General features: G+C 67.6%; 24 protein-coding genes. 4 read left to right on the forward strand and 20 right to left on the reverse strand.

The genetic code is table 11. From position 1 onward, the window contains the following. Window positions 1-5: 5 nt before the first annotated feature. The 9 genes from ngg to CDV49_RS03280 form a co-directional block, all read right to left on the reverse strand. On the reverse strand, window positions 6-1,787 hold the full coding sequence (ngg, locus tag CDV49_RS03240) for an N-acetylglutaminylglutamine synthetase (RefSeq protein WP_256947215.1): 1,782 nt from the start codon (window positions 1,785-1,787) through the stop codon (window positions 6-8). Further along, a complete protein-coding gene (locus CDV49_RS03245; protein WP_088214132.1) occupies window positions 1,784-3,559 on the reverse strand; it encodes an N-acetylglutaminylglutamine amidotransferase in 1,776 nt (591 codons plus the stop codon). Before CDV49_RS03245 ends, ngg begins: the two co-directional genes overlap by 4 nt. A gap of 137 nt (window positions 3,560-3,696) precedes the next feature. Next, window positions 3,697-4,851: an osmoprotectant NAGGN system M42 family peptidase gene (locus CDV49_RS03250; RefSeq protein WP_088214198.1), complete on the reverse strand. Its 1,155-nt coding sequence runs from the start codon at window positions 4,849-4,851 to the stop codon at window positions 3,697-3,699. Between the two features lie 462 nt (window positions 4,852-5,313). Then, the gene (locus CDV49_RS03255) at window positions 5,314-6,093 is read right to left on the reverse strand and encodes a DUF1684 domain-containing protein (protein WP_088214133.1); all 780 of its coding nucleotides are present in this window, start codon (window positions 6,091-6,093) and stop codon (window positions 5,314-5,316) included. Further along, the gene (locus CDV49_RS03260; RefSeq protein WP_088214134.1) at window positions 6,083-6,847 is read right to left on the reverse strand and encodes an ABC transporter ATP-binding protein; all 765 of its coding nucleotides are present in this window, start codon (window positions 6,845-6,847) and stop codon (window positions 6,083-6,085) included. Before CDV49_RS03260 ends, CDV49_RS03255 begins: the two co-directional genes overlap by 11 nt. Continuing rightward, the gene (locus CDV49_RS03265) at window positions 6,844-7,650 is read right to left on the reverse strand and encodes an ATP-binding cassette domain-containing protein (RefSeq protein WP_088214135.1); all 807 of its coding nucleotides are present in this window, start codon (window positions 7,648-7,650) and stop codon (window positions 6,844-6,846) included. Before CDV49_RS03265 ends, CDV49_RS03260 begins: the two co-directional genes overlap by 4 nt. Continuing rightward, on the reverse strand, window positions 7,647-8,459 hold the full coding sequence (locus CDV49_RS03270) for an ABC transporter permease (RefSeq protein WP_088214136.1): 813 nt from the start codon (window positions 8,457-8,459) through the stop codon (window positions 7,647-7,649). Before CDV49_RS03270 ends, CDV49_RS03265 begins: the two co-directional genes overlap by 4 nt. Continuing rightward, window positions 8,456-9,415: an ABC transporter permease gene (locus CDV49_RS03275; protein ID WP_088214137.1), complete on the reverse strand. Its 960-nt coding sequence runs from the start codon at window positions 9,413-9,415 to the stop codon at window positions 8,456-8,458. The genes CDV49_RS03270 and CDV49_RS03275 overlap by 4 nt, the downstream gene beginning before the upstream one ends. Before the next feature lie 18 nt (window positions 9,416-9,433). Next, complete coding sequence (locus CDV49_RS03280) at window positions 9,434-10,945, reverse strand: ABC transporter substrate-binding protein (RefSeq protein ID WP_088214138.1); 1,512 nt, start codon at window positions 10,943-10,945, stop codon at window positions 9,434-9,436. 315 nt (window positions 10,946-11,260) lie between these two features. Between CDV49_RS03280 and CDV49_RS03285 the strand changes: the two genes are divergently transcribed. After that, entirely contained in the window at window positions 11,261-12,382 is a 1,122-nt protein-coding gene (locus tag CDV49_RS03285) for a hypothetical protein (RefSeq protein WP_088214139.1), read from the forward strand. A 76-nt stretch (window positions 12,383-12,458) separates the two neighbouring features. On the opposite strand, the gene CDV49_RS03290 is transcribed toward CDV49_RS03285, so the two are convergent. The 10 genes from CDV49_RS03290 to CDV49_RS03330 form a co-directional block, all read right to left on the reverse strand. After that, complete coding sequence (locus tag CDV49_RS03290) at window positions 12,459-13,412, reverse strand: VWA domain-containing protein (RefSeq protein WP_256947216.1); 954 nt, start codon at window positions 13,410-13,412, stop codon at window positions 12,459-12,461. Beyond that, the gene (locus CDV49_RS20770) at window positions 13,409-13,978 is read right to left on the reverse strand and encodes a hypothetical protein (protein ID WP_256947217.1); all 570 of its coding nucleotides are present in this window, start codon (window positions 13,976-13,978) and stop codon (window positions 13,409-13,411) included. Before CDV49_RS20770 ends, CDV49_RS03290 begins: the two co-directional genes overlap by 4 nt. After that, the gene (locus CDV49_RS03295) at window positions 13,975-14,997 is read right to left on the reverse strand and encodes a vWA domain-containing protein (RefSeq protein WP_088214141.1); all 1,023 of its coding nucleotides are present in this window, start codon (window positions 14,995-14,997) and stop codon (window positions 13,975-13,977) included. Before CDV49_RS03295 ends, CDV49_RS20770 begins: the two co-directional genes overlap by 4 nt. Before the next feature lie 76 nt (window positions 14,998-15,073). Next, complete coding sequence (locus tag CDV49_RS03300; RefSeq protein WP_088214142.1) at window positions 15,074-15,949, reverse strand: nonribosomal peptide synthetase MxaA; 876 nt, start codon at window positions 15,947-15,949, stop codon at window positions 15,074-15,076. After that, complete coding sequence (locus tag CDV49_RS03305; protein ID WP_088214143.1) at window positions 15,946-16,851, reverse strand: DUF58 domain-containing protein; 906 nt, start codon at window positions 16,849-16,851, stop codon at window positions 15,946-15,948. The genes CDV49_RS03300 and CDV49_RS03305 overlap by 4 nt, the downstream gene beginning before the upstream one ends. After that, window positions 16,848-17,870: an AAA family ATPase gene (locus CDV49_RS03310; RefSeq protein ID WP_088214144.1), complete on the reverse strand. Its 1,023-nt coding sequence runs from the start codon at window positions 17,868-17,870 to the stop codon at window positions 16,848-16,850. Before CDV49_RS03310 ends, CDV49_RS03305 begins: the two co-directional genes overlap by 4 nt. A 175-nt stretch (window positions 17,871-18,045) precedes the next feature. Continuing rightward, window positions 18,046-18,330, reverse strand: a complete 285-nt coding sequence (locus CDV49_RS03315; protein WP_088214145.1) for a methanol dehydrogenase — start codon at window positions 18,328-18,330, stop codon at window positions 18,046-18,048. Between the two features lie 76 nt (window positions 18,331-18,406). Continuing rightward, window positions 18,407-18,943 carry a cytochrome c(L), periplasmic gene (moxG, locus tag CDV49_RS03320; protein WP_088214146.1) on the reverse strand — a complete coding sequence of 179 codons (537 nt, stop codon included), beginning with the start codon at window positions 18,941-18,943 and terminating at the stop codon, window positions 18,407-18,409. 20 nt (window positions 18,944-18,963) lie between these two features. After that, the gene (gene moxJ / locus CDV49_RS03325) at window positions 18,964-19,797 is read right to left on the reverse strand and encodes a methanol oxidation system protein MoxJ (RefSeq protein ID WP_088214147.1); all 834 of its coding nucleotides are present in this window, start codon (window positions 19,795-19,797) and stop codon (window positions 18,964-18,966) included. 58 nt (window positions 19,798-19,855) lie between these two features. Then, window positions 19,856-21,766 (reverse strand): methanol/ethanol family PQQ-dependent dehydrogenase, encoded by a 1,911-nt coding sequence (locus tag CDV49_RS03330; RefSeq protein WP_088214148.1) that lies wholly within the window; start codon window positions 21,764-21,766, stop codon window positions 19,856-19,858. Window positions 21,767-22,044: 278 nt separating this feature from the next. Between CDV49_RS03330 and CDV49_RS03335 the strand changes: the two genes are divergently transcribed. Genes CDV49_RS03335 through CDV49_RS03345 form a run of 3 tightly spaced genes read left to right on the forward strand, consistent with a single transcriptional unit; the run spans window position 22,045 to window position 24,529 of the window. Next, window positions 22,045-22,530 (forward strand): hypothetical protein, encoded by a 486-nt coding sequence (locus CDV49_RS03335; RefSeq protein WP_088214149.1) that lies wholly within the window; start codon window positions 22,045-22,047, stop codon window positions 22,528-22,530. 8 nt (window positions 22,531-22,538) lie between these two features. Continuing rightward, window positions 22,539-23,897, forward strand: a complete 1,359-nt coding sequence (locus CDV49_RS03340) for a sensor histidine kinase (protein ID WP_179209107.1) — start codon at window positions 22,539-22,541, stop codon at window positions 23,895-23,897. Next, a complete protein-coding gene (locus CDV49_RS03345; RefSeq protein WP_088214151.1) occupies window positions 23,894-24,529 on the forward strand; it encodes a response regulator in 636 nt (211 codons plus the stop codon). Before CDV49_RS03340 ends, CDV49_RS03345 begins: the two co-directional genes overlap by 4 nt. Here the strand turns inward: CDV49_RS03345 and CDV49_RS03350 are convergent, their stop codons facing one another. Continuing rightward, a complete protein-coding gene (locus tag CDV49_RS03350; RefSeq protein WP_088214152.1) occupies window positions 24,530-25,474 on the reverse strand; it encodes an arginase family protein in 945 nt (314 codons plus the stop codon). Between the last annotated feature and the right edge of the window lie 508 nt (window positions 25,475-25,982).

Raw genomic sequence — 25,982 nt, forward strand, 5'->3', positions numbered from 1 at the left:
CCAAGCTAGCGCGCACCACGGGTCGCGGGAAAGAGCAGATCCATGAACCGTTCGGCGGTGGGTCGTGGTTCATGATTTGCAAGCCCCGGCCTTTCGTTGGCCTCGATGAAGATATATTCGGGCGCCGTCGGATCGCTCACCATCAGGTCGATGCCCACAACCGGAATACCGATGGCCCGCGCCGCCCGGAGACCCGCGTCGACCAACTCGGGATGCACTTCCGCCGTAACGTCATGAATGGTGCCGCCGGTATGCAGGTTCGCGGCCTTGCGAACCGTGATGTCCTGCCCCTCCGCCAGCACACTGTCGAGGTCGAGGCCCTGTCCCTCCAGACAACGGCGCGTCTCGGCATCTATCGGTATCCGGCTCTCCCCGCCCGTGGCGGCCGACCGGCGGCGGGATTGCGCCTCGATCAATCGGCGGAGCGGCGTGCGCCCGTCCCCCGTCACCCGCGGTGGGCGGCGAAGCGCCGCCGCCACCAGTGCGCCATCAATGATGACGAGTCGCAAGTCCTCTCCCTCATGGAACGCCTCCAGAAGCACCCGCTCCGATACGCTCCGCGCGGCGCGGATGGCGGGTTTCAGGTCCTTCATCGTCGAAATGCCGATTGAAATACCGCGCCCCTGCTCCCCGCGCACCGGTTTCACCACCAGCTTGCCATGGGTGACAAGGAATTGCTCCAGCGCCTCCTCCTCCGCATCGGCGTCGATCTGCGCGGGCACGGTGACGCCCGCGACGCTTACCACCCGGCGCGTCACGGATTTGTCGTCGCAGATCGACATGGCGACCGCAGACGTCAGGTCAGACAGGCTCTCGCGGCAGCGAATGGACCGGCCGCCATGACTGAGGCGGAAGAAGCCGCCCTCCGCATCCGTAACCTCCACCCGGATGCCGCGCCGCATGGCCTCGTCCACGATGAGCCGTGCGTAGGGGTTCAGCGCCGCATGTTCCGCCGGAGGCTGCGCAAAATACCGTTCGTTGATCGCGTTCTTGAGCTTCACCGAAAAGAAAGGCACCCGGCGAAAGCCGAGCTTCCGATAGAGCCCTATCGCGCCCTCATTGTCGTGCAGCACCGAAAGGTCGATATAACTCAGCCCGCGGGCCTGAAAATGCTCAGCCAGCGTACGGACAAGCCGCTCCCCGATCCCGGGCTGCCGCGCCTGCGGATGAACCGCAAGGCACCAGAGCGAGGCCCCCCGCTCCGGGTCTGCAAAGAGACGCTCGTGATCGATGCCCGTCACCGTGCCCACGATCCGGCCCGTCTCCTCCTCCTGCGCGACGAAATGCGTGACGGAGCGGTTGTTGCGTTCCCCCTCCAGATAATCCTGCCGGATCTGCACCATTCCCGCGGCGGCATAAACGGCATTCACCCCCTCTGCATCCGCCTCCGCGATCATCCGGCGGATCGCGATGCCCTTGGGCTTTCGCCCGCCGGAGCGATAGGTGGACAGTTCCAGCCGGTAGGTGTGCGACGGATCGAGAAACACTTCCTGCGGCGCGAGCGACAGGAGCACATGCGGATCGCGGATGTGAAAGGCTATGTCCCGTGCGCCGGGCGCCTCCTTGCGCAGCTCCTCCAGCAGCGCCGCGTGGCTGGGGAATGTGGCGCCGAACAGCAGCCGCCCCCAGCCGCAGTCCAGCACCGCGCTTTCCCCCGGCACCGCATCCCGGCGCAGGCGGTCGCGTTGCTCGTCTATCGTCGCCGGCGTGCGCAGGCGGGTCAGCCGGTGCGAGACGGCGCGCGTCCCCTTGCCGCGGGGACGAAGCCCCGACCGCTCCATCGTCATACGCCTTGCTCCTGAAGCCACAGTTCCAGAAGGCCCGCCTGCCAAAGCTCCGAGCCGCGAAGCGGGGTGATATGCTCCGACGGCGCATCGAACAGCGTCTCGAGATAGGCCGGCTGGAAGATCCCCCGCTCCCGCGCCGCTTGCGAATTCAGCGTGTCCTTCAGCATGTCGAGATAGGGACCGTCGATGTATTTCAGTTGCGGGACAGGGAAGTAGCCCTTCTTGCGGTCGATCACCTCGCTGGGGATGATCCGGCGCGCGACATCCTTCAGGATGCCCTTGCCGCCCTCGCGGAGCTTCTCTTCCACCGGAATACGCGCGGCCAGTTCCACCAGTTCATGGTCAAGGAAGGGCACTCGCGCCTCCAACCCCCAGGCCATGGTCATGTTGTCCACCCGCTTCACCGGATCATCGACGAGCATCACGTTGCTGTCGAGCCGCAGCGCCGCATCCACCGGAGTATCCGCGCCGGCGCGGAGCAGTTCACCGGCGAGAAACTCGCCAGCCACATCCCGGTCCGCCATCCAGCGCGACTGGATCTGGCGGGCCAGCACGTCGTGGGGCCGGTCGCGGAAACCCTTGGCATAATCGCGCACGACATCGTTCGACTCGACCAGCGGAGGATACCAGTGATAGCCGCCGAAAACCTCATCCGCGCCCTGGCCAGACTGCACCACCTTGATATGCTTGGAAACCTCCTTGGAGAGCAGGTAGAAGCCCACGTTGTCGTATGACACCATCGGCTCCGACATGGCGGCGATCGTGCCCGGCAGAGCCGACATCAACTCGCCGGAGGGGACGAAGATCTTGCGGTGATCGGTCCCGAAATGCCGCGCGATGAGATCGGAATAGACGAACTCGTCGCCCTTCTCGCCATTCGCCTCCTCGAACCCCACGGAAAAGCTCATCAGCCCCGTCTGGCCCGCTTCCGCGAGCAGGCCGACGATCAGGCTGGAATCGACGCCGCCGGACAGCAGCACGCCCACCGGCACGTCAGAGACCATGCGCCGCTTGACGGCGAGGCGGAGCGCGGCCAGAAGTTCCTCCTGCCAGTCCTCCCGCGTCATGCCGCCATCCTCGGCACGCCGCTCATACGCCGGATCCCAGTAGCGCCGGTCGGCAAAGGTGCCGTCGTGCTCATAGATGCGGATCGTCGCGGGCGGCAGCTTGCCGATCCCGGCGAGGATGGTGCGGGGCGCGGGCACCACCGCATGGAAGCTCATGTAAAACTGCAGCGCCACCCGGTCGATAGACGTGTCCACATCACCGGCGCGAAGCAGCGCCGGCAGCGCAGAGGCGAAGCGGACCTGCTTCCCACGTTCCGAAAGATAGAGCGGCTTGATCCCGAACCGGTCGCGCGCCATCACCACCCGGCCCGTGTCGCGCTCATGGATGACGAAGGCGAACATGCCGTGGAACCGCTCCACGCAGCGCTCACCCCAGGCGTGCCACGCCTTCAGGATGACTTCCGTGTCGCCGTCGGAAAAAAAGCGATACCCCCTGCCCTCCAGTTCGGCGCGCAGGTCGCGAAAGTTGTAGATGCATCCGTTGAACACGATGGTGAGGCCAAGGTCCGCATCGATCATCGGTTGCTGCGACTTGTCGGACAGGTCCAGAATGCGCAGCCGCCGATGCCCCAGCCCGACATTGCCGCGCACCACGACCCCTGCTCCGTCCGGCCCGCGGGGCGCCAGAGCGTCCGCCATCATCGAAACCGCCGTGACCGAGGGCTGTGCGCCGTCGAACCGAATTTCTCCGCAAATACCACACATGAACTGGGCCTAGGCCTCCTTTGTCGTTACGCAAAAAGGTGCCGACGCCCGCAAAATCAGGCCGCAGGCGCAGCACATTCATAAGGCAAACCGACGGATCCCCGATTGGTTCCATAAGAAAACCGGATGGATCGCCCTCAGGGCTGATCTTCGCTGCTCTGCGCCTGCTCCGCTTCAGGGAGATCCTGATGGGTGAACCCCTCCAGACCCGGCGCCACCTCCTCCGCATCCCGCTCGATCAGCACCTCGCTTGCGGCATAGATTACCAGAAGCCGGGCCAGCGAGACGAGGGCATTGAGATGGATCCGCTCGTAGCCATGCGACGCATCCACCCCGAACGTAAGGAGCGCTGTCCGCACGTCGTGTCCGGCCTCCACCGCAGAGGCCGCGTCCGACCGATAGTAGCGGAACACGTCCTTCTGCACCCGGACCCCGTGATCGAGACAGAGCGCATGGAGCTTCCGGCTCAGGTGATAGTCGAAGGGGCCGGTCTGGTCCGCCATCGCCAGCGTCACGCCGAATTCGGAGGAGTTCTGCCCGGGTGCCGTCGTGCCGTTGTCCACCGCGACCAGCGACGCGATCTCCGGCGTCAGCACGGCGGAGGCGCCGACACCCACTTCCTCCCCAATGGTAAAAAGCCAGTAGCTGTCCACCGGCGTTTCCACCTGCTCCCGCTGCATCGCCTCCAGCGCCGCCAGCATGACGGCTACCCCCGCCTTGTCGTCCAGATGGCGGGAGACGATGTAGCCATTGTCGAGAAACTCCGGCTGCGGATCGATGGCGACGATGTCACCTATATCTATGCCAAGCCCCGCAAGATCATGGACATCGCGGGAGAGCGCATCCACCCGCAGTTCCACATGCGGCCAGCCGGAGGGCTGGCTGTCCACCTCCTCGTTGAACGTGTGGCCAGAGGCCTTCAGCGGCAGAACGGTGCCGCGATACACACCCCGATCCGACATGATGGAGGCCCGCGCGCCCTCTGCGAAACGCGCCGACCAGTGCCCGATGGGCACCAGTTCCAGCCGCCCGTTCGCCTTCAGCGCCTTGACCTGCGCGCCAAGCGTATCGACATGCGACACGATACTCCGCGCCGGGCGCCGCGCCGCGCCGCGCCGTCGCGCCCGGATCGCACCGCGCCGTGTAAGAACCACATGAAGGCCGAGCCGCTCCAACTCCTCCGCGACGTGGCGGACGACCTCATCCGTGAAACCGGTGGGGCTCGGTATGGCAAGAAGGCTGGCAAGCTGCCGGGTGAGATAATCGGGGTCGATCGTGATGGTGGTCTGCATGGGGCCAACAGATGCCGCAGGCCCGGCACGGGTCAACCCCCGCGCCCCCGCAGCAGATGCCCGGTCCGGGCGGCGGGGAGTGCGGCGCAGGCTTTCCCTGGCCGGTTGCCGGAATAGACTTTTCAGGTCCGCGCGGGAGGGAAAATTGTCCGCAATCCGGGAGATCCGCCAGGAATTCACGCGTTTCCGGTGAGTCCAGGGCTGATGCCCCGACTTCCAGAGCAGGGACATGACAGCTCAGAGCTTTTCAGCAGCCCGCCCCGTAATCGGGAGGCGCGAAGCCATCAACCTCCGTGCCCCTCCCGGCAATCGAAAACGACCGGGGCCAACAGCAATCCGGTGCGGTCATCATTCAGGCGCGTGACCAGCGCGGTGTGTTGCCCTCAAGGCATACACGGTCGCCGGATTCCTGTGCCTGCCGCCAAACTTTCCCGCTCGGCCGAAGTCGGCATCCCCCCTCGCTCAGTGCGGCTTCTTCTCTCCTGCCCTGATCGGAAAGGGGAGCACGTTCTGCGCCGGAGGCAGCGGGCAGACGGCGAAGTCGGTGAAGGCGCAGGGCGGGTTGAACGCCTTGTTGAAGTCAAGGATCACCCTGTCGCCCCGCACGTCACCGATCAGGAACCGCGCCGCGCCATAGGTTTCCGGCCCCGAGGTGCGGTCGCGGATCACGAACATCGGCTTGCCGCCCTTCCAATGGGTCGGCAGCAGCACCACCTCCGCACCGTCATGGGAGAACCGCGCCTCATGCGTGATGCTGACGGAGGTGGGGATACCCTTCACCGTGTCGATCCCCAGACGCTCGGGCGCGGCCAGCGCCTTCCACTCCGCCTCCACACGCCAAGCGGGATCCAGCGGGAAGCTCTCGATCCCCGCGAAGGCCGTTCGGGACGGCGCGTCGATCTGACGGACCCGCAGGGCGTGCTGCCCCTCGATCTCCGTCACCTCGAGCAGCAGGCCGCCGGTCTCAAGCTGGGGCGGGTTGTCCCCCGCGGCAACGAAAGCGCGCGCACCCGTGCCGTCGTCAAAGGTCGCGGTTCCGTCCGCGCCAAGCACCAGCACGCCGAGCCGCGACGGCCCGACGGAGAGAGGCACGTCGCTCTCCGGCCCGCTGCCCACCTGATGGGTGCCGGGCGCAATCTCCACCCGGTCGGTCAGGTTCAGCCAGCCGTCCGGCGCTGTCAGCGCGGCAAGACGCTGGCTGCGCCATGCTTCGATTTCGGCACAATAGGCGTCATCGGTCATCGGTCATTCCTTCCGGCAGACGCGGCAGGCTTGCGAGCAGCCGCTGGGTATAGGGATGGCGGGGGGCGTCAAGAATGGCACGCGTCTCGCCCGCCTCGACCACCCGCCCGCGTTCGAGCACCACCATACGCGGGCAGAGCGCCGCGACGATGGCGATATCGTGTGAGACGAGAACCATCGTGGTTTCCCGCGACAGATCGCGCAGCAGATCGACGATCCGCACGCGGGTGGAAAGGTCGAGCGCGCTCACCGGCTCATCGGCCAGCAGCACCTTGGGCCGCGCGATCAGCGCGCGGGCGATGGCGATACGCTGGCGCTGGCCGCCGGAGAAGGCGCGCGGAAACCGCTCCAGGCTGTCGGGGGGCAGGCCGACGGCGGCCAGCACACGCAACGCCTCCGCCCGCGCATCGACGGGAAGGGCCAGCGCCTGCACCGGCTCCGCCAGTATCCGGGCCACCCGCATCCGGGGATCCAGCGAGGTGTAAGGGTCCTGAAACACCGGCTGCACCATCCGGCGATGCGCCCGCATCCGTGCGGTGGAGCGGGTGTCGAGCGGGCTGCCCCCCGCCTCCACCACGCCTGCATCGGGTGCGATCAGCCCCAGCATCACCCGCATGAGCGTGGTCTTGCCCGACCCGCTCTCTCCCAGAATGCCGAGGTTCTCCCCCTGCCGCAGGTCGAGAGACACATCCTCCAGCACGGGCGCGCCCGGACGATAGGCATGGCTCACATGGCGGAGCGACAGGAGCGTCATGTCCGCCCCTCCAGCGCCGCCTCTAGCCGCCGGGCGGCAGCGATCAGGCCACGGGTATAGGGATGGGACGGGCGGGTGAAAACCTGCTCGACCGGGCCTTCCTCCACCGCGCGCCCCTTTTCCATCACGACGATCCGGTCGGTGATGCGCGCGACCACCGGAAGGTCATGGCTGATGAACAGGAGCGCCAGCCCCTCCTCCCGCACCAGCCGGTCGATCAGGTCCAGCACCTCCGCCTGCGTCGTCACGTCGAGCGCGGTCGTCGGCTCATCCGCGATGAGAAGCTGCGGCCGGCAGGCAAGCGCCATGGCGATGGCCACCCGCTGCCGCTGTCCGCCCGACACCTCATGCGGCCAGGCGGCGAGGATGCGCTCCGGCTCGGCGATGGACACGCGCGCCAGCGCCGCGAGTTGCTCCGACCGGAGCGCCCTGCGGTCGAGCGTTATCCCCGAGCGGCGCGCATGGCGGCGCAGCGGCAGCGCCAGCTGATCGCCAAGCCGCATCAGCGGGTCGAGCGCCGAACGCGGATCCTGAAACACCACCGCCGCCACCCGCCCGCGAAGATCGTTCAGCACGCGCTCCGGCTGCCCCACCACCTCCTGCCCTCCAAGCCGGATGGACCCGCCGGCCCGGAGCCCGGGCGGCAGCAGACCCACGACGGACATGGCCGTCAGCGACTTGCCCGAACCGCTCTCTCCCACCAGCCCAAGCCGCTCCCCCGGCGCGATGGAGAAGCTGATGCCGTGAACGAGTTGCTGCCGGGCCGTGCCGACCGTCAGTGCCTCGATCTGCACAAGGGTCATGCCGCGCCCTCCCGTTCCGGGTCGAACAGATCGCGCAGCCCGTCAGCCAGAAAGTTGATCCCCAGCACCAGCGTCAGCAGGGCCACCCCCGGCACGATCACCCCTATGGGCGCCGTGAACACCGTGGACTGCGCCTGTTGCAGAAGCTGGCCCCAGGACGCATTCGGCGGAGGCGCCCCCAGCCCCAGATAGGAGAGCGAGGCTTCGGCGATCACAGCCAGCCCGAACTGCAAGGCCAGCGCCACCATGAGCGTGGGCAGGATGTTCGGCAGCACATGGGTCAGCACGATGCGCGGCCAGCCCGCGCCGGAGCAGCGGGCGGCGGTGATGTAATCCTGTGTCAGCACCCGCTTCGTCAGGATGCGCACCAGCCGCGCCACGATGGCCGACAGCGCGATCCCGATGGCGATGATCGCGGTCGAAAGGCTTGCCCCCTCGCTCGCCGCGACGATCAGCATGGCCAGCAGCAGCGTCGGAAAGGCGATGAGGATGTCGAAGGTCGCGGCCAGCCCGTCATCCGCCGCCCCCTGCGCGAAAGCGGCAAGGACACCCAGCACCGTGCCGATCACGCCCCCGATCAGCACCGCGCCGGCCCCCACCGTCAGGGCGATGCGCGAGCCGATCATCACCTGCGTGAAATAGTCCCGCCCGAGCCGGTCCGTCCCCGCCCAGTGCGCCCAGGACGGCGGAGAGAGCCTGCCCCCCACCATCGCGGCCGGATCATAGGGCGTCCAGACGAGCGTCAGCAGCGCCACCGCGACATGCAGCCCGACGAGCAGGCACCCGATCCCCAGCACCACCCGCCTCATCGCCGCGCTCCCGCGTCACGCAGCCGGGGATCGACAAGGCGTTGCAGGATGTCCGCCGCAAAGCCGATCAGCAGCACCATGAGCGTGGAAACAAACAATACCCCCTGCACGCTGGGATAATCGCGTTGCTCGATGCCGAGCAGCAACATGGACCCAAGCCCCGGCAGGGCAAACACCCGCTCCACCACCACCGCGCCGAGCAGGGTGGAGGCAAGCTCTATCCCGAGGATGGAGATGACGGGCAGGGAAGCGTTGCGGATGCCGTGCCGTATCATCGCTTCCGGCAGGCTTTCTCCCAGCGCGCGGGCATTGCGGATGTAGTCGGATCCGAGCACGTCCAGCGTGGCGGAGCGCACGTATCGGATCAGCGAGGCGCTCATCACCACCGCAATGGTCACGACGGGCAGGAGCAGCGCCCGCATGGCCGCCAACGGATCGGCCCAGCCCCGCACGGGAAAGCCGCTCGCCGGAAGCAGCCGCCACTTCACCGCGACGATCCAAACCAGCAGGATGCCAATCCAGAACACCGGCACCGCCAGCCCGAGCTGCGACACCGCGGAGATCAGCGCGCCATACCAGCGGTCCCCCCGCATGGCCGCCACGATGCCAAGAGGCACCGCCAGCACCAGCGCCAGAGCAAAGGCCGCGAAGGTCAGCGGGAGCGTCACCGCCAGCCGCGCCCGGATCTCGGGCAGAACCTCCGCCCCGCTCACAAAGGACCGGCCCAGGTCGAACCGCGCCATGTCCGACAGGAAACGGCCAAGCTGCACCACCAGCGGCTGATCGCTTCCCACCTCCGCCCGCGCGGCGGCGATCTGCTCCGCATCCGCGCCGACAGAAAGGAGCGCCGCCGCCGGATCCCCCGGCAGCAGGCGCAGCAGCACGAACAGCACCAGCCCGGCCACCAGCAGCGAGGCGAACAGGATCAGCGTCCGGCGAAGGAGATAGCGTGCCATGCCGCCTGCCCCGTCAGGTCACTCCGCCTTCTCGACGCCGCGCAGGAAGAACTGCGCGTTCAGCCCGTTCACCGGATAGCCCGTGGTCCGGGTGTTGGAGACGACGATCTGCGGGTAAAGGAAAAGCCAGTTGGAGGCTGCATCCGCGACGATGATCTCGTTGGCCTGCCGGAGCTTCTCCGCCTGCCCCGCTTCCGTGTCGCTCGCCTCGGCTTCCGCGATCAGGCGGGTGACCTCGGGATTGTCATACCCCCAGTAGAAGTTCGGATTGCCATAGAACACGATGTCGCGGTGGTTCACATGCTCCTGCAGCGTCGCCTGAAAGTCATGCGCCTGATAGACCTTGGTGTACCATTCGTTCGCGGTGATGAGGCGGATGTTCACCGTCACCCCGATCTTTGCCAGTTCCGCCTTCAGGAACTCCGCAGTGATCGGGTGGGGGTCGTAGTTCGGCGTCTCCAGCGTGAAGGTGAAGCCGTCCGCCAATCCGGCCTCCGCCAGAAGGGCCTTCGCGCTTTCAGGGTCGTAGGGGTCCACGCCGGTCAGATCCTCGTACCACGCGTCCGTCGGCGGCACGAAGGAGCCGATGACCATGCCCCGGTCCCCCCAGATCGCTTCGAGAAGCCGTTTCTTGTCCACCGCGCGGGCCAGCGCCTTCCTCACCTTCACGTTGTCGAAGGGCGCGACGCGGTCGTTGTAGGCCATGATCTGCTTGGTGGTGGAGCGGCCCTCCGAGATGGTGAAGGCGGAGGGATCGGCGAACAGGGCCAGCGCATCCGGGCTTTGAACGGAGGTGATGATGTCCACCGCATCCGTCAGCAGCGCGTTGTTGAGGGCCGAGGCATCGGTGAAATAGCTGAACGTCGCGCCCGCGTTCTTCGGCGCGTCGCCCCAGTAGCCGTCGAAGGCCTCCAGCGACAGCGCCGTGCCCCGCCGCCAGCCTGCCAGCCGGTAGGGGCCGGTGCCGTCCTCCTTCTGGGTGATGTCGCCCGCCGCATCGTTGACCACCCAGACATAGCTGAGGTTGTAAGGCAGAGAGATCGACTTCGACTTCAGCCGCACGACGACCGTCTGGTCATCCGGGGCCTCCACGCTGTCGATGGTGGCGAGGCTCGACTTGCGGGAACTGCGCGAGCCTTCGGCCTTCACCCGCTCGATTGAATATTTCACATCCGCCGCGGTCAGCGGATCGCCGGAATGGAAATGCACCCCTTCCCGGAGCGTGAAGGTATGGGTCAGGCCGTCGTCGCTCACCTCATGGCCGGCGGCCAGAACCGCCTCCACCGAGCCGTCATCGGCCAGCCGGTAGAGCGCCTCATAGACATTGTCGTTGAACGCCTCGCTGATCCCCTGTCCCGCCCCCGCGGTATTGTCGAGGTTCTGCGGCTCATAGAGCGATCCCACCCGGATGACCGCCGCAGGATCGCCCGCAGCCAGCAGCGCGCCGGGCGCGGTCCCGGTCAGAAGCGCGGCCACCAGCGCCGCGGTGATCCGGGGGAGGGCGGCGGGAAAGGGCAGCGTCTCGGCCATGGTCTGGTTCCTCGAATGATCTTGTCGCGAGCGGTAATATAGTTCTCGCAGCGCTGTCGACCCCCTCCGCATCTCCCATATGCCCGATGCCGCCTTCCGGCAAAGACCGGCGAAAGGGCGCGGCAGAAATGTCTCATGCCACAACATATCTGAATTCGACGAATTTCTGCGGAACATCCCCTTGGCAGCCAAGTTCTACCGCAGCGGTACGTGAGACGTACCAGAGATTTCGGAGGCAGTCATGAATTCCATTATCTATCTTGTCGGTCTGGTGGTCATCGTGTTGTTCATCCTTTCCTTCCTGGGTCTGCGCTGATGGCCGCCCCGGTGGAACAGGTCCGTGTGACGGACACCCGCGATCCCGGTCGGAGCTATGTGGACTGGGCTGCGATCTTTGCAGGGACAGTCGTCGCGGGCGGGGCAACCGTCGTGATGACGACATTCGCGGCGGGCCTTGGGCTCGGATCCATCTCCGTCGATGACGGCGATGGCGGCGGGATCAGCCTGTGGTGGCTGGTTGTCACCGCTCTCTTCACAGTGATTGCCATGGTGGCGATCTACATGCTCGGCGGTTATATCGCCGGTCGTATGCGGCGGCGGGTCGATGGCGCCGTGCGTGATGAAGTAACCGCTCGCGACGGTATTCACGGGCTTGCGGTATGGGGCCTTGGAATGCTGGTCGGCGGCATGCTCGCCGCCGGCGCGATTTCCGGCGGGGCAAAGGCCGTGGGCAGTGCGGCCAGCACCGTGACGGAAGCGGCGGGGACTGCGGTCGGCGGTATCGCCCAGGGTGCGGGTCAACTCGCCGGCGGTGTCGTTTCCGGCGCGGGTCAGGCGGTCGGCGGTCTTGTGCAGGGTGCGGGCAATGCCGTTGCTCCGGCGCTGCAGGATATGCTCCCGCAGGGTCTGCAATCCAACCCGGTTGACTATATCACCGATACGCTGCTGCGTCCCGGACAGCAGCAACCGGGCATGCCCGGCATGCCGGGAGCGGCCAACGATCCTGAAGCCATGCAGCGTCAGATCGGCCGTATCCTCGTGAACCTCGTTGAAACCGGCGAGATCTCGGATCAGGACCGCGCGTTCCTGCGCCAGCAGGTCGCCGCGCGCACCGGTCTGTCGGAGCAGGAAGTCGATGCGCGCGTCGATCAGGCTGTCGATCGCGCCAACGAGATCCGCGCTCAGGCCGAACAACGCGTTCAGGACGCGAAGCAACAGGCCGAGCAACTCCGCGCCGAGGCCGAGCAACGCTTCGAGGAAGCGAAGCAACAGGCGGCCGAAGCAGCCGAGACGGCTCGTAAAGCCACTATCCTCACGGCTTTCCTGCTTGCCGCGGCCTCTCTTGTTGCCGGTGCCGCTGCCTATATCGGTGCCGTGCATGGCGGTCGTCACCGGGACGAAGGGCGCATCTGGGGCGGTCTGTCCTACAACCGCTGACAGAACGAACGGACCCATGACCAAAGGGACCGGCGCGATCAGCGCCGGTCCCCTGCATTCCGGCCCCCCGCTGTCGTCATCGCCGCCCGACCAGTCCGGTCAGATAGGACGCGATCAGACAGACCACCGCCAGAGCCGCGGGAACCACGGCAACCGATACCGGGCGCACCTCCTGCCTTGCGTGGGTCGATGCCAGAATTTCCTCCGTCAGCCGCTGCGGCCCATCGGTAAGCGCCGCATAGCCCAGGCCCATGATCTTCGCCCGCTCCCGGAGATAGTCGGCCCGCAGGCCGGAAAGATGCTCCTCTCCCGTCAGATCGGCCTCGCCATAGGGATTGTTGCGCGGGTGATAGCCCGGGCGTTCCGCCGCATCGGGGGGCGGCTCCCCGATGCGCGCGGGCGCCTGCTGAACGTCTTCCGGGCGGTAGAACCCGATCTCCCGCCCGTCGCGGTCAAAGCGCGGTATGGGAACGGGCGTCGTCTTTCCCGCCCCGACGATCACTCCGCCGACCCGCCCCGGTTCTGCCCGGAAGGGCGGAGGCCCCGCATAGGGCAGCGGTGGCGCTTCCTGCCCGTCGGTGACGAACACGAGATCCGCGCCAAGCGCCTCGGCACGGTCGTGCGCATGCATCAGACCGCGAGCGATCATGCTGTCGCCCTCCCACGCCATCCGCCAGTCCAGCGCATGTATGGATCCGGTCAGGGCACCGTAGTTGGCGCAGATCTCCACCGGCTCCATGAAGGTGAGCGTCCGCCGCTCGGTGAACACCGCAAGCCCCGCGCGGGAGCCGCAGGGCAGCCGGGCAAGCACCTCCGGCAGAATTCGCTTCACCGCGTCCAGCCTGCTCTGCCCGTCCATGTCCCGGGCGTTCATGCTGCGGGTGATGTCCACCGTCAGCAGCAGATCCCGCAGGGCGACCTGCCGCGCCACCCTTGGACCGGCCAGCGCCACGCCTGTCAGAAGCAGGGCCAGCGCCAGCAGGCCCAGGGCCACGCGCCTGTCGCGCCGAATGGTCTCCCGGATGGTCACGGCAGCCCGCCCGGAATCCCCGGCAGGTCGGTCCAGAGCGCCTTTGGCGGCACATCGGGCTCCTCCCCGTCCTGCTCCTCCCGCGGCAGATCGCGGACGAGGCGCATGGCAAGGTCCAGATTGACCTTCGCATCGTAGAAGCCGGGATCGGCCCGGAGCGCCGACCGATAGGCGATCTTGGCCAGATTGACCTGGGGCGTGGCGTCGTCGAGCTTGCGGATCTCGATGAGCTCGAACGCCTGCCTGAGCCGCGCATTGCCGCGGTTGTAATGCCACGCCGCCTCCGCCCGCAGATCGCCGCCCGCCGCGATCAAGGGGCCGAGCGCCTCTGCCTCCTCCAGCCGGTCGCGTGCGAGAAGCCATGAGGCCCGCGCCTCGATCAGCCGCAAGGGATCGCCGGGGGAAACAGGCACGTCCCGCCCCTCGGACAAGGCCGTCAGCGCGGCATTGACCCGCGACGCCTCCCAGCCGCGATAGGCACAGACCGCGGCCCCGGCAAAGGCCAGCAGCACCAGAAGCGAAAGAAGCAGAAACGGCACCCGCCGCAGCATGGCAGGTCGCCTCATCTCCGCTCCTCCCCCGGTTCCAGAATGTAGGGTCCGACGGGCCGTGGCCGCTCCGCCCTCTCCAGCAGACGCGCCAGCGTCAGAAGGGCTGTCGCGGCAAAGGCCGCCGCCCATGCGAAACGGGTCAGATCGCGGCGCGGCACCGGTTCGCGATAAAGCAGCGGGCGCGCCTCCAGCCGGTCGATTTCGGCAATCGCCCGCGCCACCGCCTCGGGGTTCTCCGCCTCGAAGGCGCGATAGGGAATGCCGAGACGCTCCAGAAACAGGTTCAGGTGGCGTTCGGGGCGGGCCTGCGCGGTGTCCGGCTCTCCCGGCGCAGGCTTGTCGAACAGGCCGCGGCTGTTGGCGGTGCGGAGATAGAGCCAGTAAAGCCGCGCCCCCTGCCGCACCGCCTCAGCGGTAAGCAAATCCTGCACCTCGCGGGGGATGATCCCGGCCCCGTCGGATACCATGATGACCGCGCGGGAGGCATTCTCCGCCGTGTCGTCAAAGAGCGAAAACGCCAGCGCCAGCCCGCGCCCGACATCCGTCTTGGAAAGACCGGGTTCGTCGATGGCGGCGATGGCGGCAGCCACGGCGTCGCGGCTGTCGGTCATGGGCAGGATCAGCATCGGGGCGGTGGAAAAGGCGGCGACGGCGATCCGGTCATGCGGTCGGGAGGCCGCGAATTCGGCCAGAAGCCGCTTGGCCGCGGCGGCCTTTGCCTCGTTCGAACCATCGGGTCTGCGGCCCGCGAAACTGTCGTTCATGCTCATCGACCGGTCGATCAGCAGGACCAGATGCGCTCCCGTGCCGATCCGCGCGCGGGTTCCACCGCCGGCATAGGGGCCGGCAAGCCCGACCAGCAGACCCGCAACCGCAAGCGCGCCCAGCAGCCGGAGCAGCGGCTCCAGCCACGCACCTCCCGGCGGCCCGCCGCCAAGCGCGGGTTGCGCCCGCGCCACCAGCAGCGGCAGCACAAGCGGCACCGCCGCCAGCGGCAGCAACAGCAGCCAGAGCGGAGAGACAAAGCCGATCATGACCCGCCCCCTCCCCGCACAGCGCGCGGCACGGGGAAGGCGCGCTGAATGACACGGCTGAAGCGGACGCACCCCATCAGGCCCGGCCCCCCTCTCGCCGCGCGAGACTCCGTGCCAGCGGCAGGGCTTCCGCCCCCTCTCCCGAGCCGTCGCCGTAGAACATCCGGGCGGAGGCGTCGAAGAAGCCCCGCAACTCCGCGCGCAGGCCTTCAAACTCGGGATGCCGCGTCAGGAACCCGTCCAGATCGCTCGCCAGAAGCGGCCCGCCATTCGCGCCATTCAGCCCGCGATGCAGCGCGAGAGCCTGCGTCCGCGCGTCTCCCGCGCGCCGCACCTGCCGCAGCGCACGCGTCAGGGGCCGCTCCGCTCGTCGGTGGAAGGGCCACCACCCCTGCTGCCAAGCCATGCCGCTCAGCGCCAGAAGCGCGAACAGGCCGAACCCCGCCGCGCCGCGGAAGAGCGGCAGCGTCGCCAGCGGCCGAACCCCCACGTCCGGCTGCATGGAAGCGATGGCGGACGGGGCGAGGATCGGTCGGATGGGCGAGGTGACGAAATCCCAGCCCGGGATCTCGGCCTCCTCCACGCGCCCGCTTCCGTCGCGGGCCAGAAACCGCAGGCGATAGCCCGGAACCTGCTGCCGCGACGGCTCAAGCGCTGCATAGAAATTCTGCCATTCCGTCGTGACGCGCCAGGCGGCGTGGCCGTTCACCGTCAGCTCCTCTACCACCACATCGACAAGGTCGAGCCAATAGGCGGCGGCGCGCGGCGCGGGCAGGCTCGCCCGGTCGATCCCGAACCCTTCGGGCGGCACCAGAAGGGCACGATGCACCAGCCTGTCACCCAGCCACCAGCCGTAACCCCGCGGCGGCTCCACAGTGTAATCCACCGTCGCGGCAGCAAGGCCGGTAAGCCCCGCCACCCAGAGGAACCACAGAAGAGCGAGCCGCCTCACAGCACCCTCCGCGCAAGTTCGGCGGCAAGGTCGGCGGGCGCGATCCTGTCGCGGATCTCCACGGGATCCCGCCCGTGGCGATGAAAGGCGGCGGCGACCTCCTCGCGCTGCCGCTCCCGCTGCTGACGCCATCTGTCCCAGCGCGCAGACGTCACGACCGACGTGCGGGCCCGTCCCGTCTCGGGGTCGTTGAGACGCAGCAGGCGGGGCACGCGGCCGGGATGCTGCCGCTCCTCCGCCTCCAGCGCGCTGTCACGCAGCCAGAGCGGCAGCAATGCATGGCTCCCGAAGGCGGCGAGAAGCCGCTCTGCCTCCTCTCCGGTGATCTCGAAATCCGACATGAGCACGACCAGCGTCCGCGCGACCGGCGTCAGAGGGGCGAGCCTGACAAGACCCTCCACCCCCCGCCCCGCAGGCCGGGCAGCCTCCACCGCCTCCCGCACCGCGAGCGCGCGCCCCCTGTCGCGCCCGGGCGCAAGCACGACCTCCGCCGCATCGCCCTGCGCGATCGCAAGCGCGCAGGCATCGCCCGAAAGCCGCACCGCTCCGGCAAAGGCACCGGCCAGCAGCGCCGCCAGCCGGTGCCGGTCAGTCGCGCCCGTAGCGGCGATGGAGGCGGAAAGATCGACCATCAGGTGCAGCGTCACCGTGCTCGGCATGGCGAAGCGGCGCACCCACGTTTCCCCGAAGGGATCGGCCACCGTCCGCCGGATATCTATGCGGCGCGGATCGGGGTGGCGGAACAGGGGGGAGAGGTCGTTGAACGTGCCCTCCGACCCCGCATGCCGCCCCCGGTGCTGGCCGGGCCGCGCACCCGAAATCCGCAGGGAGAACCGCCAGGCCAGCGCCTCGCAAAGCTCCAGGAAAGCCCGCTCCTCCTCCATGCGCGGGGAGGCGGTCATGCGGCAACCGGGGCCGGAGCGCGCGCCAGAACACCGGCGACAAGCTCCGGCATCACCTCATCCCGCCGCGCCTCGTAAACGGGTTCGAGGAACACACGGTGCGCCATGACCGGCGCCAGAACGGTGCGCACATCATCGGGCAGCACCATCGTGCGGCCCTGAAGCCAGGCCTCCACCCGCGCGGCCCGGACAAGGGCGGAGATGCCGCGCGGACTGGCCCCGCCGCGCACGATCCGGCCCCGCTGGACACCGGGCAGGCTGACCCCCAGCGCGGCGGGGTCACGGAACCCCTCCCACAGTGTCATCACGAAGTCCTGCAGCAGGGGGGAAACCGCAATCCCCTCCTGTATCCGGGGCGCCAGCGCCGTCACCTCGCGGAAGGGCAGGATGCCCTCCTCCACGCCGGCGACCAGACGATCCACGTCATGGAACCGCGTGTCGAAGGCCAGCGCCATCCGTGCCTCCCGCGTGGCGGGGGCGCTCATGGAGACCTCCATCAGGAAGCGATCCCGCGCGGCGGCGGGCAGCTCGAACGTCTCGTCCCGCTCGATCTGGTTGCGATCGGCGAAGACGGTCAGATGCGGAAAGGCATGCTCTCCGCGAAAGGCGGTCACGCTCCGTTCGGCCATCAGCCGCAGCAGCAGGGAATGCACCTGCGGCCGCGCGCGGTTGATCTCGTTGAAGAAGAACACCGCCAGGTCGGCCCCCTGCGACAGGACCGGACCGGCATCGACACGCGGGCGCCCGTCCTCACCGATCCATGGGGAATAGAGCAGATCGGCGGGCATCAGGTCGATCGCCCCCTCCATCCGCGCGAAAGGCCCGCCAAGCGCCCGGGCAAAGGCGCGGAGCAGCGTCGTCTTGCCCACCCCAACGTCGCCTTCCAGCAGCACATGGCCGCGCGCGAGGATAGAGATCAGGACAAGACGGACCGCACCCGCCTGCCCGATGATCGTTTCGTTCAGTGCGGCCTCCGCGGCCAGCGCGCGCCCCCGCCATTGGTCAAGTCCGTCTGTCATCGCCTCACCTCGCTGCCCCGCCCGCCGTCCGGCAGAGACGGGAGCGTCCCGCGGCACGAGGGCCACGGGACGCGGGGAGACCGGCAGGCGCTGTCAGCCTGCCTGCCGGTTACGCCCCGGCCGAAGCCGGGAACTCCGGGCCACCCGCATGCGCCATGCGAGGGCCCCCGCGGTGCTATTCCGCGGGGATCTTGCTGAGGTCGTAGATGAACTCGCCGGTTTTCTTGAAATGCGCGACGCGCTTGGCATTGCGCTCGTCCATGGCCTGAAGCGACTCGCCCTGTTTCGACACCTCCTTGGGGTCGTGCAGCGGGTCGAACTCGGTCCCCTCGATCCTTTCGGGATAACCGGGCTTGGGTTCCCAGCAGTTGCCGGGAGCGCGGCAGTTGGTGCCGTCGTAGGCATGGGCCGCACCTGCGGCGATCACGGCAAAGGCGGCGGCTGTGAGAATGGTCTTCATGGGTTCCTCCCCTTGGGATGTCCGGGCCTCCCCGCCCGGCATGCGCCTCCGCGGCCGGCAAGGCCGCGGTGACAGGTCAGTTGCTGGTCTTTTCGTGCGTGAACGGCTTGAAGCTGGCCCGCTGTTCCTCGGTGAGCCAGCCCGCTGTATCGGCAGGCCCGGTGTAGAGGTGCCGGACCCAGGCCATCGTATGCAGCATCTCGTCGAGATTGAGGGCGCCGTACATCGGCCCCATCTGTCCGCGCGCACCGCCGAAGATCGTGGAGAACAGACCCGTATCCTCGCGGTTGACGTCGTAGGTCCAGTAGTCATCGTTCAGGCCGGGGCCGATCTTGCCTTCCCCGTAGTGACCATGGCAGCCCGAGCACATGCCAAGATACAGCGTCTCGCCTTCCTTCAGCGCCTCCGGGTTTTCGTTGTAGATGTTGACGCCCGTGTCGAGGAAGGTCTTGACGGCTTCGGTATCGCGCCCCTCCTCCGGTGCATCGCTCAGGCTCAGGGGCGTGCCTTCAACGGTATTGTAGAAGGTCATGCTCCCTATCGCGGAGGCGGCGGTCCCCAGCGCGGCGAGCGCCGCGGCGAGCCAGAGGGCGTGGGTGAGCGGTTTTGGCATGGGCTATGGCTCCGATGGTATCAGCTGCTGGGCGGAAGAAGGGGGATGCCCTCATCCGTGAGAATGGCCTCGATCTCAGCGCGTTTCTCCACGATGGCCTTGTCCAGGGCATCGCGCAGTTCGGGCTTCGACTTGACGACCCCCATCGACTGGTTGAACTGGAGTGGCACTTCGACACCATTCGACCGCGTCAGATGGTTGGAGATCACCGTGACTTTCAGCGGCGTGCGCGACGACTTCACGTAGCGCGCGATCTCCGGTCCGAAGGCCACGCCGACATCCGCGTCGCCTTTGGCGACTTCAGAGACGACGCGTGCGGCTTCCACGTTGGTGTACTTGTTCCGCTTGTCCTCGAAATTCGTCAGGCTGGTGACGTAGATGAGGTTGTTCTCATACTTGCCGGCATATTTCACCAGCACCTCCGCCGGGCCGTGCAGCCGGTAGGCGATGGTGTCGAGCTTCTGGTCGCCCAGGGCTTCCCAGTGATCGCTCTCCAGCGGCGTGTCCTGCCGCGTGACGAAGACATAGCCCGACCGGTAGTAGGGCTGGGTCGTCAGAAGGCGGGGATCGCCGGTATCGACACCCATCATCACGTCGCACTGGCCGGTATCCACCCCGTCACGGACAAGATAGATCGCCTCCTTGTTGACCCATACCAGTTCGAGTGGCCGGTCGATGGCATCGGCCATGACCTGGGCGAGGCGGTTCTCGAAGCCGCTGCCGTCCTGCTGAGAAAACGGGGCGTCCTTGGTGGAGGCGCAGACGCGAAGCGGCTCTTTTGCCGTCTCCGCCGCGCCCATTCCGCCGGTGGCGAGGGTGATGGCAAGACCGGCGATCACGGATCTGGTTTTCATGTGACACTCCTTTCGGGATGCCCGCGCCCGGAGAAGCCGGACGCGGAGATGTCGCCTGTCAGAGCTTCTGGCCGGGCTGGATGACTTCGTATTCGCCCAGATGCACATCGTCCGAATACGGGCTCTGGCCGTCGATGGAGAACACCATCACGCCGCCGCCCTGCTGGGTGAACTCCTGCAACCGCCGGAACGCGCCCACGGAGCCGAGACCGGCCGTCGGGTCGGCAAGGTCGAAGACCAGACCCACACCCGGCCAGCCGCCGACGCCGTAGTAGATGGCGACATACTGGCGACCGTCATGCTGATAGGTCATCGGATGGCCGATCACGCCGGAAGGCAGCTTGTACTTCCACAGCAGATCGCCCGTATCGCTGTCGCGCGCCTTGATGAAGCCGTCGAGCGTGCCGTAGAAGGTCACGCCGCCCGCCGTCGCCATCGTGCCGCCCCAGACCGCGAAGCGCTCCATCACTTCCCATTTGAACGCGCCCGTGATCGCGTCGTAGGCCTTCATCTGGCCCAGACCGAGCGCGTTCTCCCGGTCGCCCTTCGGGCCCGGATACATGGAAAGCGTCGCGCCGACGAAGAACTGGCCCGCGCGGTAGGGCAGCATGAACGGCTCCCAGTCCATGCAGATGTGGTTGATGCCCATGAAGAACAGCCGGCGTTCCGGGTCGTAGCTGTCATGGCCCTGGTTGTGATAGCCCATGGCGGAGGGGCAGATGTCCGTGGCCTTGTGGTCCATCCGCGTGCCGAATTCCGGGTCGCGGACAGGCAGGCCGGTGTCGAGCTGCACCCCGGTCGTCCAGTTCACCGTGTCGTCGATCTTGTCGGCGGAGACGAGATCGCCGTTCGTGCGGTCGAGCGTATAGACGATGCCGTTCCGGTCGGGGTGGGTGAGAAGCTTGCGCTCCTTGCCGTCCTTGTCCTTCTGGTCGGAGAGCATCATCACGTTGACGCCCGCATAGTCCCATTCGTCATGCGGCGTCTTCTGGTAGCCGAACTTGGCCATGCCGTCCTCGGGCTTGCGGCCCCAGATCGTCATGGTCCACTTGTTGTCGCCCGGGCGCATCGTCTCGTTCCACGGGGCCGGGTTGCCGGAGCCGTAGTAGAACAGGTCCACGGTCGGGTCATAGGCATACCAGCCCCAGTTCGTCCCGCCGCCGATCTTCCAGGCATCGCCCTCCCAGGTCGAAAGGCCGAGACCCTTCTGCCCGTAATGCGGGTTGGCGTCATTGAAATCCGCCGCGAGCCGCACATCCTCATCCGGGCCGGTGGAGAAGGCGCGCCATTTCTGCTCGCCGGTCTTCACGTCATAGGCGGTGACATAGCCCCGCACCCCGAGTTCCGCCCCGGAGGAACCGACGAGCACCAGGTCCTTGACGACATAGGGCGCGATGGTGAGCGTGGAGCCGACCTTGATGTCGGAGTTCTCCATCGACCAGCGGGTCTCGCCGGTCTTTGCGTCCAGCGCGACGATATGGCCGTCAAGCTGCGTGCGCAGGATCAGGGGCTCGACCTCGCTGTCGCCCGGCCAGTAGGCCAGCCCCCGGTTCACCACGTCGCAACAGGCCACCGCGCGGGCCGTCGGGTTCTGCTTGGGCTTGTTCTGCCACAGGATATGCCCCGGCTCGTTCAGGTCGAGCGCGAAGGTCGTGTTCGGGAAGGGCGCATGGACATACATCACATCCCCGACCACGAGCGGCGTTCCCTCGTGACCGTTCAGCACCCCGGTGGAGAATGACCATGCCGGGCGGAGCCGCTTGACCGTCTCCTTGTTCACCTCGGTCATGGGGGAGTAGTTCTGAGCGTTGTAGTCGCGCCCGGTCATCACCCAGTTGGCCGGATCCTTGGCAAGCTCCACCAGCTTGTCGTTGGAGAGCGCTGGCCCGGCGGTAAATCCCATGGCCGCCGTCGCGACGATGAGCGCAAGTCTCGATGGGGCTCCGGCGAGCCCTGTATGGCGTATCATATGTAAGCCTCCCTCTGGCGGCGCGCCGGGTCCGTCCTGCCTCGCAGGCCAGCCTCCTTCCCGGCGATTCACCGATACCGGGGGCGCGCTCGCCGCGCCGCTCCGACAAGGGCGATTAAGCGCGGCAGCGCGCGTTCTGTCAGCGGCACTTCTTCCCCAAACGACCGGGATAAATATCCCGACTTGCAGATGCAAACGTCACGGGGGATTGCCACGGACGCCGCCGGTTGCCAAAATGCGGGACCACATGGATCGGACCGGCGGAGGAGGAAAGATCTATGAAAAACAAATATTTGATTGTTTTTCCCGTTGCAGGGCTTATGCTGTTTTCCGCAGGGGCTGCCCTGCTCTGGCCCCTGCTTGCGGGGCATGGGCAGGCCGACAATACTTTAGTATCAGCGACGCTCGGCATGGCGCCGAAGGGGGCCGAATGGCTCGCCATGGACGATGATCGCGACCCCGGCGGGTGGCTTGCCGCGCGCGCCGAACCGCCCGGAAACGCCCGTGAATACGCCGGGCTTCTGGCGGAGGCGGCGCGCCACTACGAAGAGTCGCCGCGCATGATCGCCAACCGCATCGCACAGATGGATGCCGAGGTGACGGATGCCGATGCGGGGCAACTCCTGCGCGACTTCGCCTGGGATCCGGCGCAGACCCGTTCCTTCGGCACCGTGGCGCAGCATTATCTGGTGCTCCGCAGGCAGGGGATGGACCATGGAGGCGCGCTGGAGGCCCTGCATGCGGCCTATGCGGAAGGGAAATGAGACCGCGGATGAAGCCGGTCCCGCTCCGGCGGCTGGGTGTCCTTCTGGCCTTCGCCATGAGCCTCGTGCTCAGCCTCAGCGTCTCTGCGATCCTGATCGTGAATGCGCGCATCGCCACGCGCAATGAAATCGACACCGCCTATGACCTCGCCACGGCCTATCTGGATCAGTTCCGCGGCAGGCTCACCGGCCCGCAGGCGATGGAGGAGGCGCTCAACCTGTCGCGGCAGTTCGACATGCTCCGCCATGTCCATGCCGAAGTCCGCGCGCCGGACGGCAGACTGCTCAGCGCGCCGCAGGCCACCGATGGGGATGGGCCGCCCGGCTGGTTCCTTCTGCTGCTCGGGCAGACGGAGCAGGAAACGACCGCCTATGTGACCAACTATCCCAACATCCTCGGCAGGCTCATCCTGCGCAGCGACACGCGGGATGAGGCGGCGGAAGTCTGGCAGGATTTCCGCGCCATTCTCGCCGCGATCCTCGCGATGAGCGGCGTTGCGGTGCTGACGACATTCCTCGTGCTCCATCTGGTGCAGCGCCGGCTCAGGGCCTGCAACAGGACGCTGGACGCGATCCGGCAGGGGGACCTCAGCAGCGATCTGCCGCCGCAGCCGCTGCAGGAGATAGAAACGCTGCGCAGGGGGATACACGCGCTCGGCTCCGATCTCGGGCGGCGGCGCGCAGAGAACCGGCTCCTCCAGCAGCGTCTCATGACCCTTTCCGAATCCGAGCGGCGCGACGTTGCGAGCGACCTGCACGACGGCCTCGGCCCGCTGCTCTTCTCCCTCCGCATGTCGGTGGCGACGGCGGAGGATATGCTGGCACGCGCGGCGCAGACGCCGGATGGGCTGACGGCGGAAATGGCGGCGGAGATGGCGGCGATCCGCCGGAACGTGGAGGGCGTGCAGCTCATCCTGCGCTCGATCATCTACCGGTTGCGTCCGATGGTGGACGCGGGAACCCCGCTCGCGGATGTGCTGAACGACTGCACGGCCGCCTTTTCCGAACTCACCCCGGGCGTGCGCATGCGGCTCGATATGGCGCCCATCGCGCGCGTACCCGTGGGCGAGAGCGAGACGCTGGCGATCCTGCGCTTCGTGCAGGAAAGCGCGCTGAATGCCGTCCGCCATGGCGGCGCGGCGCGGATCGACCTCAACGTGACCACGGTGCCCGGCGGTCTGCGGGTGGAGATGCGCGACGATGGCCGCGGCCCGGAGCCTGACCGCGGCCCGAACCATGGGCAGGCGGGGATACAGGACCGGGCGGAGGCGCTCGGCGGCACCTACGAACGTCCCGTTCGCGACGGCTGCATGACCCGCACCGCCCTGACCCTGCCCCGCCGCGACTGCAAGGAGGCCGCAGCATGACCCGCATTCTCGTCGTGGACGACCATCCCGTGGTGGCGGAGGGCTGGAACCGCATCGTCCGCTGCGTATCCGGTAGCGAGGTCGTTTTCGCCGCCACCCCGCTCGCCGCGCTGCGCGAAAGCCGCAAGGCGATGCCCGAGATGCTGGTGGCCGACATCTCCTTCGGGGAGGATCGCCTGGCCGGGGTGAAGTTCATCTCGCGCCTCAGGCGACATGACAGACGCCTGCCGATCCTCGTCTTCTCCATGCACCGCGGGCCGGTCATCGTGCGGCAGGCGTTGCAGGCCGGGGCAAACGGCTTCGTCAACAAGGACGCCGCGCCGGAGGAGATCCAGACCGCCTTCCTGAGCGTGCTGCGGGGCGGCCGCTACCTCGCGCCCGACATGGCGCAGCGGCTGGCCTTCCTCGACATGCCGGACCCGGACGCACCGCCGCTCCCCAGCCTCAGCCGGAGAGAGACGGAGATCCTCGCCCTCATCGCCGCGGGCCGGTCCTACCGGGAGATCGCGGAGCAGTCCTTCCTGAGCTACAAGACGGTCCTCAACGCGGGTCACGCGCTCAGATCGAAACTGGGCGCCAGCTCGCTCCCGGATCTGGTGGTGAAGGCAGCCCAGCATTTCGAGCGGCGCTGATCACCTGCCCTGCCGGGCGACGATGCCCATGACCGTCGCCAGAAGCTGCGCCGCGAGAAGCGCCCCCCGGCCGTCGATATCCCGCTCCGGCATCAGTTCCACAAGGTCGAAGGCCACGATCTCCGCCCGCTCCGCCACGCCCGTGATCAGCTCCACCGCCTGCCAGTAGCCAAGACCCCCTGCGGTGGGCGCGATCACCGCCGGCATGATCGCGGGATCAAGCCCGTCGCAGTCGAAGCAGACAATGACCCGCGCCCCCGCCGGGATCGCCGCCACCGCGCGGGCGATACCATCGCCGCCGCACACCTCCCGCGCGGGCACGAACGTCACGCCCGCCGCGATCGCCGCCGCCATGTCGGCCGCTCGTGCGGAACCGATACCCCGCTGGCCCACCTGAACGATCCCCGCGACATGCGCCATTTCGGACGCCCGCCGCATGGTGGAGGACAGGCCGAACCGCTCCCCCTCCACGCTGTCGCGCCAGTCGATATGCGCGTCGATCTGCAGGATCCAGACCGGCCCCTGCCCCTCGAAGGCCGCGATCATCGGCAGCGGGACCGAATCGTCGCCGCCGATCAGAAGCGGCACGGCCCCCGCCCTGCGAACCCGTTCCACCGCCGCGCGGATACCGGCACGGTTGGCAGCGGCCTCCTCCGCCATCGGCAGATCACCGGCATCTACCGCCAGAACCCCGTCCGGCAGGGTCGGCGCGCCGAGGTCGAAGTTCACATGCGGCAGCGTCGTGCCATAGGCGGCCGAGGCCTCGCGGATCGCGCGGGGCGCGTCCGCGCAATAGGCGCCCACGGACGCATAGGGGGTGGCCGTGGCCGCTCCCAGAACGACCACCTTCACCGCTTCCGGCATCTGCTCCAAGTCGTCGCAACGGGGAAGATCGAACAGGGTCTCCCCGCTCGCCTCGCCGAACATACCCTTCAGTTTCGCCATGCAACCCATTCTCCCGATGAGAAATCATCGAAGCCGAGACGCGCGCGCCTTGCAAGAGATTTGGCCATCGCCACGACAGGACCGTGTTCCACCCCGCCCCGCCCCCCGCCTGCGACCCTGCGACCCGCCGAACACAATCCACCACCAAGCACCCGATCCGCCATGGCGCACCGGGACAGGGGCGACACACGCTGTTACCGACGCCGTCCGTGGCCTGCGGACCATTGCCGCCGGATCAGACAGGGCCTGATCAGACAGGGTGGGATCAGACGGGGTGGGATCGCTGGAAACCAGCGCAACGCAGCGCCAGGCCGCTAAGATGATCGCCGGACGGCGCGTCGCCATGTGTCGCCCCGACACCCGGCGAAAGCGGGCGTTTCCTCCCCGAACACAGGGCCTGCCCGCACCGCGCGGTGCCCCACGACGGACCGACCGAACCGTGTTTTTCGGCCAGCACCCTCCAGCAGGAAGACGACTGCGGGCCTCCCATGCCGTTCTGCCGACACGA

Source organism: Haematobacter genomosp. 1, from assembly GCF_002196855.1.
In the GTDB taxonomy this organism is placed as follows: Bacteria; Pseudomonadota; Alphaproteobacteria; order Rhodobacterales; family Rhodobacteraceae; genus Haematobacter.

Excerpts from the sequence above, each read along its gene's own strand:
- CDV49_RS03295 (WP_088214141.1), bottom strand. The coding sequence starts at position 14,997 with ATGATCGGCTTTGTCTCTCCGCTCTGGCTGCTGTTGCTGCCGCTGGCG.
- CDV49_RS03305 (WP_088214143.1), bottom strand. The coding sequence starts at position 16,851 with ATGACCGCCTCCCCGCGCATGGAGGAGGAGCGGGCTTTCCTGGAGCTT.
- CDV49_RS03270 (WP_088214136.1), bottom strand. The coding sequence starts at position 8,459 with ATGAGGCGGGTGGTGCTGGGGATCGGGTGCCTGCTCGTCGGGCTGCAT.
- CDV49_RS03245 (WP_088214132.1), bottom strand. The coding sequence starts at position 3,559 with ATGTGTGGTATTTGCGGAGAAATTCGGTTCGACGGCGCACAGCCCTCG.
- CDV49_RS03335 (WP_088214149.1), top strand. The coding sequence starts at position 22,045 with ATGAAAAACAAATATTTGATTGTTTTTCCCGTTGCAGGGCTTATGCTG.
- CDV49_RS03250 (WP_088214198.1), bottom strand. The coding sequence starts at position 4,851 with ATGCAGACCACCATCACGATCGACCCCGATTATCTCACCCGGCAGCTT.
- moxG (WP_088214146.1), bottom strand. The coding sequence starts at position 18,943 with ATGCCAAAACCGCTCACCCACGCCCTCTGGCTCGCCGCGGCGCTCGCC.
- CDV49_RS03350 (WP_088214152.1), bottom strand. The coding sequence starts at position 25,474 with ATGGCGAAACTGAAGGGTATGTTCGGCGAGGCGAGCGGGGAGACCCTG.
- CDV49_RS03340 (WP_179209107.1), top strand. The coding sequence starts at position 22,539 with ATGAAGCCGGTCCCGCTCCGGCGGCTGGGTGTCCTTCTGGCCTTCGCC.
- CDV49_RS03260 (WP_088214134.1), bottom strand. The coding sequence starts at position 6,847 with ATGACGCTCCTGTCGCTCCGCCATGTGAGCCATGCCTATCGTCCGGGC.
- CDV49_RS03330 (WP_088214148.1), bottom strand. The coding sequence starts at position 21,766 with ATGATACGCCATACAGGGCTCGCCGGAGCCCCATCGAGACTTGCGCTC.
- CDV49_RS03275 (WP_088214137.1), bottom strand. The coding sequence starts at position 9,415 with ATGGCACGCTATCTCCTTCGCCGGACGCTGATCCTGTTCGCCTCGCTG.
- CDV49_RS03255 (WP_088214133.1), bottom strand. The coding sequence starts at position 6,093 with ATGACCGATGACGCCTATTGTGCCGAAATCGAAGCATGGCGCAGCCAG.
- ngg (WP_256947215.1), bottom strand. The coding sequence starts at position 1,787 with ATGACGATGGAGCGGTCGGGGCTTCGTCCCCGCGGCAAGGGGACGCGC.
- CDV49_RS03280 (WP_088214138.1), bottom strand. The coding sequence starts at position 10,945 with ATGGCCGAGACGCTGCCCTTTCCCGCCGCCCTCCCCCGGATCACCGCG.
- CDV49_RS03315 (WP_088214145.1), bottom strand. The coding sequence starts at position 18,330 with ATGAAGACCATTCTCACAGCCGCCGCCTTTGCCGTGATCGCCGCAGGT.
- CDV49_RS03310 (WP_088214144.1), bottom strand. The coding sequence starts at position 17,870 with ATGACAGACGGACTTGACCAATGGCGGGGGCGCGCGCTGGCCGCGGAG.
- CDV49_RS03345 (WP_088214151.1), top strand. The coding sequence starts at position 23,894 with ATGACCCGCATTCTCGTCGTGGACGACCATCCCGTGGTGGCGGAGGGC.
- CDV49_RS03265 (WP_088214135.1), bottom strand. The coding sequence starts at position 7,650 with ATGACCCTTGTGCAGATCGAGGCACTGACGGTCGGCACGGCCCGGCAG.
- CDV49_RS03285 (WP_088214139.1), top strand. The coding sequence starts at position 11,261 with ATGGCCGCCCCGGTGGAACAGGTCCGTGTGACGGACACCCGCGATCCC.
- moxJ (WP_088214147.1), bottom strand. The coding sequence starts at position 19,797 with ATGAAAACCAGATCCGTGATCGCCGGTCTTGCCATCACCCTCGCCACC.
- CDV49_RS20770 (WP_256947217.1), bottom strand. The coding sequence starts at position 13,978 with ATGAGGCGACCTGCCATGCTGCGGCGGGTGCCGTTTCTGCTTCTTTCG.